11 protein-coding genes are annotated in these 15,323 nt (G+C 71.0%); all 11 read right to left on the minus strand.

The window, feature by feature from the left end; translation table 11 throughout:
* Positions 1–19: 19 nt before the first annotated feature.
* Positions 20–565: a hypothetical protein gene (locus FHP06_RS07220; protein WP_147685312.1), complete on the minus strand. Its 546-nt coding sequence runs from the start codon at positions 563–565 to the stop codon at positions 20–22.
* Positions 566–685: 120 nt separating this feature from the next.
* Positions 686–1,282, minus strand: coding sequence for a class F sortase (locus FHP06_RS07225; protein ID WP_147685314.1), 597 nt, complete (start codon positions 1,280–1,282; stop codon positions 686–688).
* A gap of 71 nt (positions 1,283–1,353) precedes the next feature.
* Positions 1,354–2,967, minus strand: a complete 1,614-nt coding sequence (locus tag FHP06_RS07230; protein ID WP_147685316.1) for a sigma-70 family RNA polymerase sigma factor — start codon at positions 2,965–2,967, stop codon at positions 1,354–1,356.
* 109 nt (positions 2,968–3,076) lie between these two features.
* The gene (locus FHP06_RS07235) at positions 3,077–4,786 is read right to left on the minus strand and encodes a dipeptide ABC transporter ATP-binding protein (RefSeq protein ID WP_147685318.1); all 1,710 of its coding nucleotides are present in this window, start codon (positions 4,784–4,786) and stop codon (positions 3,077–3,079) included.
* Positions 4,783–5,775 carry an ABC transporter permease gene (locus FHP06_RS07240; protein WP_147685320.1) on the minus strand — a complete coding sequence of 331 codons (993 nt, stop codon included), beginning with the start codon at positions 5,773–5,775 and terminating at the stop codon, positions 4,783–4,785. Before FHP06_RS07240 ends, FHP06_RS07235 begins: the two co-directional genes overlap by 4 nt.
* Positions 5,768–6,694, minus strand: a complete 927-nt coding sequence (locus tag FHP06_RS07245) for an ABC transporter permease (protein ID WP_147685322.1) — start codon at positions 6,692–6,694, stop codon at positions 5,768–5,770. The genes FHP06_RS07240 and FHP06_RS07245 overlap by 8 nt, the downstream gene beginning before the upstream one ends.
* Before the next feature lie 126 nt (positions 6,695–6,820).
* The gene (locus tag FHP06_RS07250) at positions 6,821–8,416 is read right to left on the minus strand and encodes a peptide ABC transporter substrate-binding protein (RefSeq protein ID WP_222706403.1); all 1,596 of its coding nucleotides are present in this window, start codon (positions 8,414–8,416) and stop codon (positions 6,821–6,823) included.
* A gap of 247 nt (positions 8,417–8,663) precedes the next feature.
* Positions 8,664–9,611, minus strand: a complete 948-nt coding sequence (locus FHP06_RS07255) for an electron transfer flavoprotein subunit alpha/FixB family protein (protein WP_147685325.1) — start codon at positions 9,609–9,611, stop codon at positions 8,664–8,666.
* 15 nt (positions 9,612–9,626) lie between these two features.
* Positions 9,627–10,406, minus strand: coding sequence for an electron transfer flavoprotein subunit beta/FixA family protein (locus FHP06_RS07260; protein WP_230973437.1), 780 nt, complete (start codon positions 10,404–10,406; stop codon positions 9,627–9,629).
* A 185-nt stretch (positions 10,407–10,591) separates the two neighbouring features.
* Complete coding sequence (locus tag FHP06_RS07265) at positions 10,592–12,793, minus strand: DUF4013 domain-containing protein (protein WP_147685326.1); 2,202 nt, start codon at positions 12,791–12,793, stop codon at positions 10,592–10,594.
* On the minus strand, positions 12,735–15,152 hold the full coding sequence (locus tag FHP06_RS07270) for a coiled-coil domain-containing protein (protein WP_147685328.1): 2,418 nt from the start codon (positions 15,150–15,152) through the stop codon (positions 12,735–12,737). Before FHP06_RS07270 ends, FHP06_RS07265 begins: the two co-directional genes overlap by 59 nt.
* Positions 15,153–15,323: the final 171 nt, after the last annotated feature.

Below are 15,323 nucleotides of genomic sequence, written 5' to 3' on the forward strand. Positions count from 1 at the left end.
CCGGGATTCGTGGGCCGGATCAGGCGGTGCGGCGTCGCGCGCGGACCGCCAGAGCGGCACCGGACGCGGTCACCAGCGCACCGCCGGCGATCAGCCAGCCGAGCTCGAGGTCGTCGCCCTGCTCGGTGGCCGAGGCCTCGCCGGCGTCGATCCGCTTCGGCAGCGAGACGGTGCCGACGTCGTCGCGGTCCTCGCCGGTCGGCTCGTCGCCGTCCTCCGGGTCGTCCTTGCCGTCGCAGTCGACGCCGTGGGTCGGGCACGGCTGCGGGTTCGTGATGACACCGCCGGGGCCGTCGGGATCGACCGGGTCGGTCTTGGGGCCGTCCTTGTCGTCCGGACCGTCCTGCGGGCCGGGCTGGGGCACGGGGGCCTTGTCCTTCGGGCCGTCCTGCGGACCGGGCTGCGGCACGGGGGCCTTGTCCTTCGGGCCGTCCTGCGGGCCGGGGGCCGGCTGGCCGATGACGACCGGGCCGGGAACCTCCGCCATGGCGGCGGCGGGGACCAGCGCGAGGCCGATCGTGGCGAGCGGGGCGGCGATGGCCAGCTTGGTGATGGTGCTGTTCATGATGTTCTCCTGGTGTGTGGTGGTGGTGCTGTCGGTGTGTGGTCTCGGAGGTAGGAGGATCCGGGCGACGCGACCTTGCGGATTTCTGCGAACTTTTTTCCGGACCCGCATCGCCGCAGGTCAGCGCGCCAGGCGGAGGTAGACGATCGTGTTGTCCGGGTACACCCGGGTGACCGGGTCCGGCGTGCCGGCGCACGTGATGAGGCGCAGCACGGGCTGCCGGTCGTCGCTCCAGATCCGGCGGTAGGGCAGCTTCCCCTTCGGCGCCTGCTCCACGGTCTCGACGACGAACGTGGAGGCACCATCCGTCCGCCGGACGGTCACCCGGTGCCCGGCACGGAGCTCGTGCACGTGGGCGAAGACGTCGTCACCGGCGGGACCGTGCACGTGCGCGACGACGACGGCCGGGCCGGACGCCCCGGGTCGCGGACCGCGGTCGTACCAGCCGACCTCGGTGAACCGCGGCGTCTCCATGTCGCCGTTCGGGAGGAGGCCGACGGCGTGCAGCGGCTCGTCGAGGTCGAGGGCCGGGATGACGATGCGTGTCGGCTTGCCGACCTTCCGGGCGGTCGCGACCACCGTGGTGCTCGGCGGCGGTGAGATCGCCTTGACGGTCCGTGGCGCCGGAGCCTCGTCGTGGTGGGTGAGGGCGAGGCCGATCAGGACGGCGCCGCAGACGGCGGCGACGACGAGAGCGATCGTGACGAGGCGCTTCATGGGTCCTCCTGCTGGTGTCGGTGACACCGGTAGGAGGACCCTGAGGCCCGGTTCTTACAGGTTTGTCCGCGTCACAGCGGGCACGGGTTGACGGTCACCGTGACGGACGGCCCGCGGGCGGTGTTGCCGCGTCGATCCGTGGCCTGGACGTGGACGCTCACCGTGGCCTGCTGGTCGAACGTGCCCATCACACCGGCCCACGAGGATCCTTGCCGCGACATCGCGTCCCGCCCGGACCGGCCGCCCGTCCACACGAGCGTGACCGAGCGCAGGCCGCTCTCGTCGGACACCTTGGCCGTGACGGGGACCGTGCACGACGGCGCACTGGGGATGACCGGGCGGCCGACCTGCGGGGCACGCTCCTCGACCAGGGAGACGGTCGCACTCGTGCTGCCGGCGTCCCAGGTGAGCTGGATGGTGCCGGTGGACCGGCCCTCGTCGACAGCACCGCGGTTCGCGGTGACGGTCAGGAAGGCCGACTCCCCCGCGTCGATGGTGGCGCTGGGCGGCGAGGTGGCGAGCCACCCGACGCTGGACGTGGCGCGGTACGTGACCGGCTCTCCGCCGGTGTTCGTGAGGCGGAAAGTCGCCCTCGAGCCCCGACGACCGAGGTCGGCCGACCGCGTGGACAGGACGAGGAAGCCCGGTCCGGCGCTGGTGGACGGCGACGGGCTCGGCTCGGCCGTGTCGGACGGGGTCGGGGTGGGCTCGGGCGTGGCGGTCGGCGTCCCGGTGACGGGCTGCGCCGTCGGCTCCTCGTCGCCGCCCGGCCACAGCAGCAGTGCGACGACGACCGCGATCACCGCGGCGGCCGTGCCCACGGCCGCGAGCACGCGGCCCTTGCCGAGCGCGCCCAGCGGCGAGGCGCCGGTGGACCCGGCGGGCACCGTGTAGGCGACGAGCTGGGTGTCGTTGACGACCCGGTCGCGGAGCCCGATCGGGGCGGCGAAGATCGGCACGGACGCCAGCAGCATCCAGGGGCTGACGATCTTGCGACGACGCTCGCCGCACACGTCGCAGCCGTCGACGTGACGGGCGACGCGCTTGCGGATCAACGGCGAGAAGCCGCCGTCCCAGTCGGCGAGGAGGGCGTCGAGCTCGTCGCAGTCGTCGCGGCCGAGCCGGGCGATCAGCAGGGCACCGAGCGAGCGGTCGACCTGGCCGCGGAGGCGGTTCAACATGACGTATGCGTTGGAGGCGCTGACGCCCATCGCCTCGCCGAGCTCAGCGCCCTCGAGGCCCTGACGCAGGTGGAGGTCGAGCAGGGCGCGGTCGCGCTCGGCGAGCCCCGCGGAGGCGTCCCAGACCAGCTGCCGCAGCGCCTGCTGCTCCGCGACCTGGTCCGGGGTGGAGGAGTCGTCAGCCATCTCGATCAGCTGCTCCTCGCCGCCGAAGGCGACACGCTTGCGCGCCTTCAGCCGGCGCAGGCACTCGCTGCGCACGATCGCGTACAGCCACGGACGCAGCCGATCCGGCTCCCGCAGCTGCGGGAGCCGCTCGGCGAACAGGACGAACGAGTCCGCCACCGCGTCCGACGCGTCCTCCCGGTGCCGCAACATCGAGTAGGCGAAGTCGAAGAGCCGTGGCCCGTACCGGTCGTAGACGACCGCGAACGCCTCGCGATCGGCCGCCAGCACTCGCTCGACGAGCTCGGCGTCGGTCGGATCGGCCCCCGTCGCGGTCACGAAGGCATCCTAGGGCGACAACGAGCGCGTTCGCGTGCATCGGTCATGCCTCCTCCTGCTGGTGGGTTCACCAGTAGGAGCATCCGACGCCCCAGATCTTGCAGTTTTTTCAGACGGCCATCTCGATGCCGGCGCCCGGGATCGCGTCCAGCAGCTTGCGCGTGTACGCCTCCTGCGGGTCGTCGAACACCTTGCTGACCGACGCGGCCTCGACGACCTTGCCGTTCTGCATCACGAGCACGTCGTCGGCGATCTGCCGGACCACCGCGAGGTCGTGCGTGATGAACAGGTACGACAGACCGAGCTCGGCCTGCAGGTCGTTGAGCAGCTCGAGGATCTGCGCCTGCACGAGCACGTCGAGCGCGGAGACGGCCTCGTCACAGATGACGACCTCCGGTTCCAGCGCCAAGGCACGCGCAATCGCGACGCGCTGGCGCTGTCCGCCGGAGAGCTCGGCCGGGAACCGCTTCATGACCGACGTGGGCAGTGACACCTTCTCGAGCAGCTCGCGGATGCGGGCCTCGCGCTGCTTTCCGTCACCGATGTCGTGCGTGCGCAGCGGCTCGGCGATCGACTCGTAGATCGTGTACAGCGGGTCGAGCGACGCGTACGGGTTCTGGAACACCGGCTGCATCTGGCGACGCAGCTGGAGCTGCTCCTTGCCCTTGAGGCTGCGGATGTCGACGCCGTCGAACTTGACCGTGCCGCTGGTGGGCGGCAGGAGGTCGAGGACCATGCGGGCGAGGGTGGACTTGCCCGAGCCGGACTCCCCCACGACCGCCGTGGTGGTGCCGCGCCGGAGCCGGAAGGAGACGTCGTCGACGGCCACGAAGTCGACCGACTGCCACGGCTTGGCGCCGCGCAGCTTGAAGATCTTCGTGAGGTTCTCCGCGACGATGACGTCGTTCGGCACCTCGCCGAAGTGCTCGTCGGCGTCCTGCAGCTCCGAGACGATCTCGCCGGCGGTCTGCATGGCCTGCTCGCGCACCTCGGCGCGAGCCTTGGCCGAGGACAGCCGCTGCGACGCCAGCGAGGGCGCCTTGGACACGAGTCGCTTGGTGTACGGGTGCGCCGGGTCACGCAGGATCTCCCGCGCCGGACCGGACTCGACGATCTGGCCGTGGTACATCACGACCAGGTGGTCGGCGCGCTCGGCGGCGAGGCCGAGGTCGTGCGTGATGAGCAGCACCGCGAACCCGAGCTGGTCGGTGAGCTTGTCCAGGTGGTCGAGGATCTGCTTCTGCACCGTGACGTCGAGCGCCGAGGTGGGCTCGTCGGCGATGAGCAGCTTCGGCCGCGCGGCCAGGCCCATGGCGATGAGCGCGCGCTGGCGCATGCCGCCGGAGAACTCGTGCGGGTACTGGCGGGCGCGACGCTCGGCGTCGGGCAGACCGGCCTCCTCGAGCAGCTCGACGACGCGCTGGTCGGCGGCCTTGCCCTTGGCGACGCCGTTGGCGACCAGGGCCTCCTTGATCTGCGAGCCGACCCGCCACAGCGGGTTCAGGTTCGACATCGGGTCCTGCGGGACCAGGCCGATGGACGAGCCGCGCAGTGCCAGGATGGACTTGCGGTCGCCCGACTTGATCGGCTTGCCCTCGAACAGGATCTCTCCGCCAGTGACCTTGCCGGTGCCCGGCAGGAGGTCGATGATCGCGTGCGCCGTGGTGGACTTGCCGGAGCCGGACTCGCCCACGATGGCGACGGTCTGGCCCGGGTACACCGTGAGGCTCGCGCCGGCGACCGCCGGGATCATCTTCTTCTTCTCGTTGCGGAACCCGACGTGCAGGTCCCGGAGCTCCAGGAGCGGCGTCTCGCTCATGCCTTCCGTCCCTTCGGGTCGAGGGCCTCGCGCACGGCCTCGCCGAGCAGGATGAAGCCGAGGACGGTGATCGCCAGCGCCGTGGCCGGCACCCACATGACGACGAGGTGCTGGCCGGAACGGACCTGGTTCTGGGCGTCGGAGAGGTCGTTGCCCCAGGACACGACGTTGCTCGGCAGGCCCAGTCCCAGGAAGGACAGCGCCGCCTCCGCGACGATGAACACGCCCAGCGAGATCGTCGCGGTGACGATGACCGGCGCCAGGGCGTTCGGCACGATGTGCCGGGTCAGGTTCTTGAACCGGGTGGCACCGATCGCCGTGGCGGCGTCGACGAACTCCAGGTTCTTGACCTCGAGCACCGCGCCGCGCATCTGCCGGGTGATCTGCGGCCAGGCGAACAGCGCCAGGGCGAGGACGATCACGATGACCGACAACCAGAACCCGCGATCGGGCTTCACGTTGTTGATGACCGAGATGACGACGATCGAGGCCAGCAGCAGCGGGATCGAGAAGAAGATGTCGCTCAGACGGCTGAGGATCGTGTCGACCCAGCCGCCGTAGAAGCCGGCCACGGCACCGGTGATGATGCCGATCACCGCGACCAGGACCGTGGTCAGCACGCCGACGGCCACCGAGGCGCGCGCCCCGTAGAGGGTGCGGGCCCACACGTCGCCACCCTGCTGGGTGAAGCCGAACGGGTGTCCGTCGCGCGCCGGGGCGAAGCTGTCGCTGAGCTGCTTGAACTGCGGGTCGGCGTTCGTGAAGAGGCCGGGGAAGGCGATCACGACGGCCAGCACGAAGATGATGACGGCCGAGATCCAGAACAGCGGCTGGCGGCGCAGACGCTTCCATGCCTCCCGCCACTGGTTCTCCGGCACTTCGCCGACGTCGACGGCGTCGATCGCCTGCAGCGGGGTCTCCTCGATCGCGGCGACGAAGCGCTCCTGACCCGGACGCGGCCGGGTGGGGCTCGTGGTGGTCTCAGGCATAACGGATCCTCGGGTCAAGGACGGCGTACAGGAGGTCGACGAGCAGGCTCATCAGCACGTAGACGAGGACCATGACGGTGACCACGGAGACGACCGTGGTGCTCTGGCCCTGCTGGATGGAGCGGAACGCCAGGTTGCCGACGCCGGGGACGTTGAAGATGCCCTCGGTGATGACGGCGCCGGCCATCAGGCCGCCGACGTTGACGCCGAGGTGCGTCGTGACCGGGATGAGCGAGTTGCGCAGCACGTGGTTGCGGACGACGAGACCGGGACTGAGCCCCTTGGCTCTCGCCGTGCGCACGTGGTCGGCGGAGAGGTTCTCCGCGACGGACGTGCGCGTGAGTCTGAGGGTGTAGGCGAGGTCGACGATGCCCAGCACGACGGCGGGCAGGATCAGCTTGCTGACCGTCCAGTCGCCGCCGACCGTCACGGCTGCCCAGCCGAGCTTCACCCCGAAGAACAGCTGGAAGACGAAGCCGATGACGAAGATCGGGATGGCGAGCATGATCAGCGTGGCGACCAGCATCGTGGAGTCGAACCAGCCGTTGCGGCGCAGGCCGGCGATGGTGCCGAGGACCACGCCGAAGATCGCCTCGAAGACGAGCGCCATGAGCGCCAGCGTGACGGTGACCGGGAAGGCGTTCTGCAGCTGGGTGGAGATGGCCTGGCCACGGAAGTCGTCGCCGAGGTCGAAGGTGAAGATGCCCTTCAGGAAGTACAGCCACTGGACGAAGAAGTTCTCGTCGAGGTGGTACTGGTGCTCGATCGCCGCCTTGACGGCGGGAGAGGCCGGCTTGTCTCCGAAGAGGCCGAGGATGGGATCGCCGGGACGGAGGAACACCAGCGCCCAGATGATGAAGGTGGCTCCGAGGATGACCGGAATGGTCTGGAGCAGTCGTTTACCGATGTACCACCACACTGTGGCCTCCTGGCTCGAACGTACGTCGTCGCGGGATCACCGCGACATATCGTCTCACTCGCAGAACGCTGGGGGCAGCGGATGTGCTGCCCCCAGCGTCCTTTCTTGCGACGGTGCAGCTACGACCTACTTGGTGAGGGCGTAGTACTGCGGCTTCTGCTGCCAGGTGAACACGAAGCCCTTCACGTCCTGACCGGTGACGGCCGTGGCGTTCTGGTACCACAGCGGCAGCGCGGGCAGATCCTTGAGGAGCAGCGTCTGCGCCTCGGTGATCAGCTTGTAACGAGCGTCGCCCTGGGCCGCGGAGGCCTCGCTGACGAGTTTGTCGAACTGCTTGTTGCTGTAGTCGCCGTCGTTGGAGCCGGCGCCGGTGGCGTAGATCGGTCCGAGGTAGTTGAGCATCGACGGGTAGTCGGCCTGCCAACCGGTACGGAACGCGGTCTTGATGGTGCGATCGGTGACGTCCTTGCGGAGCTCGTCGAACGTGGCGTAGACCTTCGCCGAGGCATCGATGCCCAGCGTGTTCTTGATCTGGTTGGCCACGGCCTCCGAGAACTCCTTGTTACCGGCACCGTCGTTGTTGTACGCCAGCTGGAACTTGCCGTCCCACTTGGCGATCTTGTCGGCCTGGGCCCAGAGGTCCTTGGCCTTGGCGGCGTCGAAGTTCAGCACTTCGTTGCCGGGCACGCTGTCGGTCCAGCCGTCGAGCACCGGGGAGGTGAAGTCCTTCGCCGGCGTCCGAGCGCCGTTGAAGATCTTCTCGGTGATCTCCTTGCGGTTGATCGCCTGCGAGATCGCGGCGCGACGGAGGTTGCCCTCTTCGCCCTTGAAGTGCGGGAGACGCTCCGGGATGGTGATCGAGGAGAAGCTCGAGCCGGGCTCGTTGTACGCCTTGACGTCGCCGTCGGTCTCGAAGGTGGTCAGCGCGCTCGGCGGGACCTGGTCGAGGACGTCGAGCTCACCGGACTGCACGGCGCTGTAGGCCGAGTCGGTCGAGTTGAAGAACTTGAACGTCAGGCCGCCGTTCTTCGGCTTGTGCGCACCCTTGTAGTCCGGGTTCGGGACCATGGCGATCTGCTTGGCCTTCTCCCAGCCCTTCTTGGTGAGCATGTACGGGCCGTTGCCGATCGGGTGGTCGCCGTACTCCTTGGTGATCTTGCCGCTGGAGTCGAACGCCGAGTCCGGCACCGGGAAGTAGGCGGAGTAGCCGAGACGCAGCGGGAAGTCGGACTCAGCGGACTTCAGCTTGATGGTGAAGGTCTTGTCGTCGACGACCTTCAGACCGCTCATCTCCTTGGCGCCGTCGGTGGTGTTGCCGACATCGTCCGTGCCCTCGATCGGGTAGAAGAAGTAGTTGTTGAGCTGCTTGTTGGCCGGGTTCGCGCCGTAGTTCCAGGCGCGGACGAACGACTGAGCCGTGACCGGCGAGCCGTCGGTGAACTTCCAGCCGTCCTTCAGCTTGACGGTCCAGTTGATCGAGTCCTTGGAGTCGATGGAATCTGCGACCTCGTTCACGACCGAGCCGTCGGCGTTGTATGCGACGAGTCCGGCGTACAGGTTCTGGATCGGGTCACCGCCGCCGACCTCGTTGGTCGCGGTGGGGATCATCGGGTTCTGGGGGTTGGTGCCGTACACGGTGATGACGGCGTCAGAACCGCCGGCCGATCCCCCGTCACTGTCGCTGCCACAGGCGGCCAGGGTCAGGCCTCCCACGACAACCATTGCCACACCCGCAAGGCGCTGTCGCCGAGTGAGTCGCATGGATTCCTCCTGAGATCAAAAAGGTGCACGCAGACACGTGCGCCACCATTGCTACCACTTGGCGCGGGCCAGCGGACACACCATCCGGGGTACTTCATCAAATCGTCACCTGGCTCCGATGGGCCACCTCGCGCTGGTTCCAACGGGCCATGACGCAGCGAGGCGCCCCGAGCGTCGGCTCGGGGCGCCTCGATGGTGCGGGACGGGCTCAGCCCTTGCGCTTGACGATCTCCTCGGTGGCCTGCGGCAGCACCGTCTTGAGGTCGCCGACGACGCCGAAGTCGACGAGCTCGAAGATCGGCGCCTCCTCGTCCTTGTTGACGGCGACGATCGTCTTGGACGTCTGCATGCCGGCGCGGTGCTGGATGGCGCCGGAGATGCCGTTGGCGACGTACAGCTGCGGCGACACCGTCTTGCCGGTCTGACCGATCTGGAAGTTGTGCGGGTACCAGCCGGAGTCGACCGCGGCACGCGAGGCGCCCACGGCGGCACCGAGGCTGTCGGCGAACGCCTCGACCTCGGAGAAGTCGCCGCCGGTGCCACGGCCGCCGGAGACGACGATCGCGGCCTCGGTGAGCTCGGGACGGCCCGAGGCCTCCTTGGGCTTGCTCGACGTGATCTTGGCGCCCTTGGCGGCGTCGGAGACGTCCACCGAGACGGCCTCGACCGTGCCGGCCGCGTCGGCCTTCTCCGGGGTGGCGGAGTTCGGCTTGACGGCGATCACCGGGATGCCCTTGGTGACGGCGGCCTGCACGGTGAAGTTGCCGGCGAAGACGGACTGGGTCGTGGTGACGGAGTCACCGTCGACCGCGACGTCAACCGCGTCGGTGATGTAGCCGGACTCGGCCTTCAGCGCCACGCGGGCGCCGATCTCCTTGCCCTCCGAGGTGGCCGGCACCAGGACGGCGGCCGGGCTCTTCTCGGCGACGAGCTGCGCCAGCGCCTCGGCCTTGGGGCCGACGAGGTACTCCTCGTAGACGGCGTCGTCGAGCTGGTAGACCTTCGCAGCGCCGTACTCGGCGAGGCTGCTCGGGACGTCGGAGCCGAAGAAGACGGCCGAGGGCTCGCCGATGCGGGCCGCGATGGTCAGGAGCTCCAGGGAGGGCTTGGTGACCTTGCCCTCCGGGGCGTCGATGAGGACGAGAACTTCGCTCATGGTCTGGACTCCTTCTCAGACGAACTTCTTGGAGGCGAGGAACTCGACGAGCTTGACGCCGCCGTCTCCCTCGTCGGTGACGATCTCGCCGGCGGTGCGCGGCGGGCGGGGCTCGAACGACTCGACCTTGGTCCAGGCGTTCTCGAGGCCGACCTCGCCGGCGTCGACGCCCAGGTCGCTCAGCGACCAGGTGTCGACCGGCTTCTTCTTGGCGGCCATGATGCCCTTGAACGACGGGTAGCGAGCCTCGCCGGTCTGGTCGGTGACGCTGACGACGACCTTGCCGCTCGCGCTGATCTCCTGCGTGGCGGCGTCGCCGTCGCGGCGGATGGTCACGGAGTCGCCGTCGACGGTGACCTCGGAGCCGAAGGTGACAGCGGGGAGGCCGAGGCGCTCGGCGACGAGCGTCGGGACGATGCCCATGCTGCCGTCCGTGGAGCCCATGCCGAAGAACACGAAGTCGTACTCGAGCTTCTCGATGGCCTTGGCGAGCACGAGGGACGTGGCGAACGCGTCGGAGCCGTGGATGGCGTCGTCGACGACGTGGACGCCCTTGTCGGCACCCATCTGCAGCGCCTTGCGCACGGCGTCGGCCGCGTCCTCGGGTCCGACGGTGAGGACCGTGACCTCACCCTCTCCGGCCTCGACGACCTGGAGCGCCTGCTCGACCGCGTACTCGTCGAGCTCGGACAGCAGTCCGTCGACGTTGTCTCGGTCAACGGTGTTGTCCGAGCTGAAGGTGCGGTCGGCCGTGGCATCGGGCACGTACTTCACCGCGACGACGATGTTGGTCACGAGGGACCCTCCTGTGATCTGAGCCGTGGCGTGGGTCGCCACGGCAATCGGGAGACTGGTGTCGGAATCACTCTGCCACTGCCCGGAAGGCGGCCGGCAGGCGAGTCGTCCACGGTGGATGTTACCGACCAGTCACCAACGGGGCGACTTCGCTCCGCATGGGTTTGGTCACACCCCCGAGGGGCTCACTCCTGGGCGCTGGAGCGCTGCAGAGCCTGGCCCACCAGGCTGATGACCAGGTAGATCAGGGCCCCGACGCCCCAGGCGAGGAACGCCTCCTTGGTGGCCGCGTTGGCCCCGGAGAAGTCGAACACGTCCTTCAGCGGACCGACCAGAGCGTCGCACATGGACGACACCGGGTCGTAGATCGCGTTGCCCGCCTCCGCGCCGAGCGCGACGAGCAGGGCGCCGACGGCCAGCACGACCGAGCAGATGAGCCCGACGATGCCGACGAGCCCGGCGATCGCGGAGACCACCGTCCGGCCGTTGACCTTCCGCTTCTCCTTCGGCAGCGACGGCGGCTCCGGGACGTCGTCGACGGCGGTTGACGTCGACCGAGTGGTCTCGGCGGGCGACGTCCAGGTGTAGCGCGCCGGCATGTCCTCGACTGCGGGGACCAGCGCGGTGTCGTCGTCCCGGTCCGGGTCGGCGACGGGCTCGGGCTCGACCTGCTCGGTCGCTGCTGCCGCAGCCTCGGCGGCCGCGGCGTCGCGGGCGGCCTGTTCCTCCGCCTCGCGAGCTGCCTTGTCCTCGGCCTCCCGAGCTGCCTGCTCCTCGGCCTCGCGAGCAGCCTTCTCCTCGGCTTCACGGGCTGCCTTCTCCTCGTCGGCCTTGGCCTGCTCGGCCTCCCGGGCAGCCTGCTCCTCGGCCTCGCGAGCCGCCCTCTCCTCGTCGACCTTCGCCTGCTCGGCGTCGCGCGCTGCCTTCTCCTCAGCAGCCCTGGCCTTCTCGGCCTCCCGAGCGGCCTTCTCCTCGGCCTGGCGGGCTGCCTTCTCCTCGGCGGCCTTCGCCTTCTCCGCGTCGCGGGCCGCCTTCTCCTCGGCCCGCTGGGCAGCCGCCGCCTCGGACGCGGCGGCCCGCTCGGCAGCGGTCCGGGCCTTGCGGCCCTTGGCCTCTGCACGCGCCTGCCGCTTGGCCTCCGCCTTGGCGGCCTTGGCCTCGTCACGCTCGGCACGACGCCTGGCCTTCTCGTCCTGACGGTTGGCCTTGGCGCGCTCCTTGGCGGCGTCGCGCTCGGCGCGGGCCGCTGCGCGCTCCTCCGCCGAGGGTGCTGCCACGGCGGCAGCGGCGGTGGCGACGTCGGCGACGTCGTCCGTGACCCCGTCGTCCTGGTGGTCCTCGTCGTGTGACGCGCGGCGCTCGGCCTTCTCCACGGCGCGCCGGCGGCGCGCCTCCTCCTTGGCCTCGGCGCGCGCGGCACCCGCAGCCGCACGGGCCTCCTCGCGCTCGCGTCGCCCGGCCTGGCGGGCGGCGGCGCGCTGGCGGCGCAGGTCGGCCGCCGACGGCGACTCGTCCGTGGCCTCGTCCGGGACGTCGTCGACCACGTCCGCAGGGATGACGGCAGTGGAGCCGGTGTCCTCGAGCACGTCGACGTCCTCGACCTCCTCGACACCGGCCTCGTCGACGACCTCGTCGTCCGTGCTGACGTCGTCGTCGACGCGGGAGCTCGCGCTCAGCAGCGCCGTGGCCGCGGCCATGACCGACTCGATCGGCGGAGCGTCCGTGACCTCGGGCTCGTCGACCTCGTCGATCTCGTCGCGGTCACGACGGTGCGACCTCGTGGTCTCCGTGAGGTCTTCCACCGGCGCGGCGGCCTCACCCTGCCGGCGACGTTCGCGGGCCTCTTCCTTGGCGATCAGCTTCTGCTCGCGCGCCGCGGCCTTGGCGACCCGGGCCTCCTCGCGAGCGGCCGCCTTCGCCGCGCGCGCCTCGGCGCGCTCGGCGCGCGCCGCAGCCTTCGCCTGGGCCTGTTCGGCCTTCTGCTGGGCCTTGGCCTCGCGGCGGGCGGCCTTCTCAGCCTCCTTCGCGGCACGAGCCTCGTCGCGCGCTGCCGCCTGGGCAGCGGCCTGCGCCACCTTCTCGGCGTCGCGAGCCTCGCGCTGGGCGGCCTTCTCCGCCTCGTGGGCCTCACGCTCGGCAGCCCGCTCGGCCTCCCACGCCTCACGTTCGGCTGCCTGCTCGGCGTCACGCGCCGCCCGCTCGACCTTGGCGTCGGAGTCGTTCGCGGACGGCTCCGGCTCCTCGTCGGTCGACGAGTCCTCGGACCGGTCGGACGACGGTTCCGGCTCGTTCTCGGTCGCTGCTGCGATCGCCCCCGCGGTCAGATAGCTACTTGCGTCTGACCATGCGCCTTTTGGTCGGGGGGGCGAGTGCCCCGGACTCGTCACTCACCTCCTGGGGCGTTTCGCCCGGCGCGCCCTCGCTGGGCTGCTCGTCGCGGTCCTGCGTGTCCTCGGGTTCGTCGTCCGCGGGCCTCTCGTCGACGTACTCGTCGACCTCGGGCTCGGCGTGGGTGCTGAGCGGGGTGTCCTTGCCGGTCTGGTTCGCGACGACGATGTGCGCCTGCGCGACCCGCTCGGCCTCCGCCTCGGCGGCGGCCACCCACTGCATGGCCGTGGCCTCCGCCTCGCGCAGCTTCTCCTCGACGGCGTCGCGCGCCTGCGCGACGGCCTCGGTGAGGCGCTCCTGCGCCTGGCGCTTGGACTCCGCGGTGACCCGCTCGGCCTCGGCCTGGGCGTCGGCGATCCGGCGCTGGGCGTCCGCCTCGGCCTTCTCGACCAGGGCCTTCGCGTCGGCCTCGGCCTTCGCGATGGCCGCGGCGGCGTCCTTCTCGGCCTGCTCGTGACGCTGCTCGGCGGCGATACGGGCGGCCTCGGCCTCCTCGGCCTGCTTCTTGGCCGCCTCCTCGCGCGCTGCGGCAGCCGCACGGGCGGCTTCAGCCGCCTCCGCGGCGACCCGCTCGGCCTCGGCCTGCGCCATGCGCACGCGCTCCTCGGAGACGCGCTCGGCCTCGGCGAGCTTCTCCGCCGCCTGGGCCCGCTCGATCTCGGCCTCACGGGCGATCTTCTCGGCCTCGGCGGTGGCCCGCTCGACGTGCGCCTTGGCGTCGTCGCGCTCGCGGGCGAGCTCTGCAGCCGCCGCCTCGTGGCGTTCGGCAGCCTCGGCGGCGAGGCGCTCGGCCTCGGCGCGGGCCGCGGCCAGCTTCTCCTCGGCGTCGCGCTCGGCGTCGCTCAGACGCACCGCGATCTCGAGGCGCTCGCGACGGGTCTCCTGCGACATCTTCTCGGCCTCGGCGAGCGCGGCCTCGATGTGACCCTTGGAGGTCTCCTCGGCCTCGCGGACGATGCGCTCGGCCTCGGCCTTCACCTCGGCGAGGCGGGCGTCGCCCTCCTCACGCTCCTTGGCGAGCTGGGCCAGGGCGGCCTCGCGCTCTGCCTTGGCCTGCGCGGCGATCTTGTCGGCCTCGGCGCGAGCCTCGGCGATGCTCCGGCGGGCGTCCTCCTCGGCGGCCTCGGCACGCCGGGCGGCGGCTGCCTCAGCAGCGGCCTCGGCCTCGGCGAGACGCTGCTCGGCCCGCGCCTTGGCCTGGGCCTCGGCGTCGGCGAGCCGGCGCTCGGCCTCGGTCTGCGCCTCGTCGATGCGCTGCTGTGCCTGACGCTCGGCCTCCGCCTTGGCGGCGGCGACGCGCTCGTCAGCCTCGCGCTGGAGCTGGGCGATCTTGGCGGCCGCGGCGGCGCGCTCGCGCTCGATCTCCTGCGTGACGCGCTCGGCCTCCTGACGTGCGGCGTTGACGCGCTCCTCGGCGGCCTGCTCGGCGGCCTTCAGCTTGGCGGCCGCAGCGGCACGCTGGGTGGCCTCGTCGGCCTCGATGCGGGCGGCGGCCTCCGCCCGCTCGCGGGCTGCCTCCTCCATGAGGCGCGTGGCCTCGGCACGAGCGGCGGCGACGCGCTGCTGGGCGGCGGCGCTGGCTGCGGCGAGCTTCTCCTGAAAGCTCGACGCGTTGGCGTTGGCGTCGTCGGGAGCGGACGGGGCCGCCTCCGACGCGGTGCTCACGGGCTCCGGCTCGGGCTCAGGCTCACGGGTCGGCTCGGGTCGCGACACCGCCACGGGCTCCGGCTCCGGCTCGGGCTCAGGGCTGGGCTCGGGCTCCGAGACCGCCACCGGCTCGGGCTGCGGCTCGGGCTCGGGGGCGCGGGGGGCCTCCTCGGGCCGGGTCTCGGCGACGGGTTGCTCCTGGGGCTCCTCGGCCGCGACGTCGCCGGCGGTCATGCTGGAGCCGCGGAGCGCGGACCGCTGCTCCGGCGTGGGCTCGTCCTTGGCGACGGGGCTCTTGAGGTCGGAGAGGCTGAAGGAGCGGGTCTCCTCGGCCGGCGCCTCGGCGGCCGGCTGCTCCGCGGGAGTCTCGGCGGTCTGCTCGCTCGGCTGCTCAGCAGGCTCGTCCTCGTCGTGCCGGTCGCGGGCGTGCCGCTTGGACGCGGCGAAGGCCTTGGCGGCAGCGCGCTCGCTGCGGCGCTTGTCGGCGGCCGCCTGACGGGCGGCGCGGGCCTCGGCGCGTCGGGACCGGGCGGACGCCCGGTCGGCATGACCGTGGTCGGAGTCGTCGTGCTGCGCGGCCTCCGCGTCGTCGAGGGCCGCGTCGCGCTGCGGGCGCGGCTCCGACGGCGTCTCGGCGGCGGAGTCAGCAGTGCCCGTGCTGTCGGCGTCGGAGTGGGACGCCGCCTCGGCGGCCTCCTCCGCGGCGAGCATCTCCGCTGCTTCCTGCAACGGGTCATGCGGTCGCCGGCCGGATGGCTGGTTCGAACCTGAGTCGGTCATGACTCCCTTTCTCACGACACCGCTGGCGTCACGTCGACCCTCAGTATGCCCCATGCGTACCGTCTGTCACACGAGTTCTGTGGGCCGTTCGCCGCCCTCTCG

Source organism: Aeromicrobium terrae, assembly GCF_008039565.1.
In the GTDB taxonomy this organism is placed as follows: Bacteria; Actinomycetota; Actinomycetes; order Propionibacteriales; family Nocardioidaceae; genus Aeromicrobium; species Aeromicrobium terrae.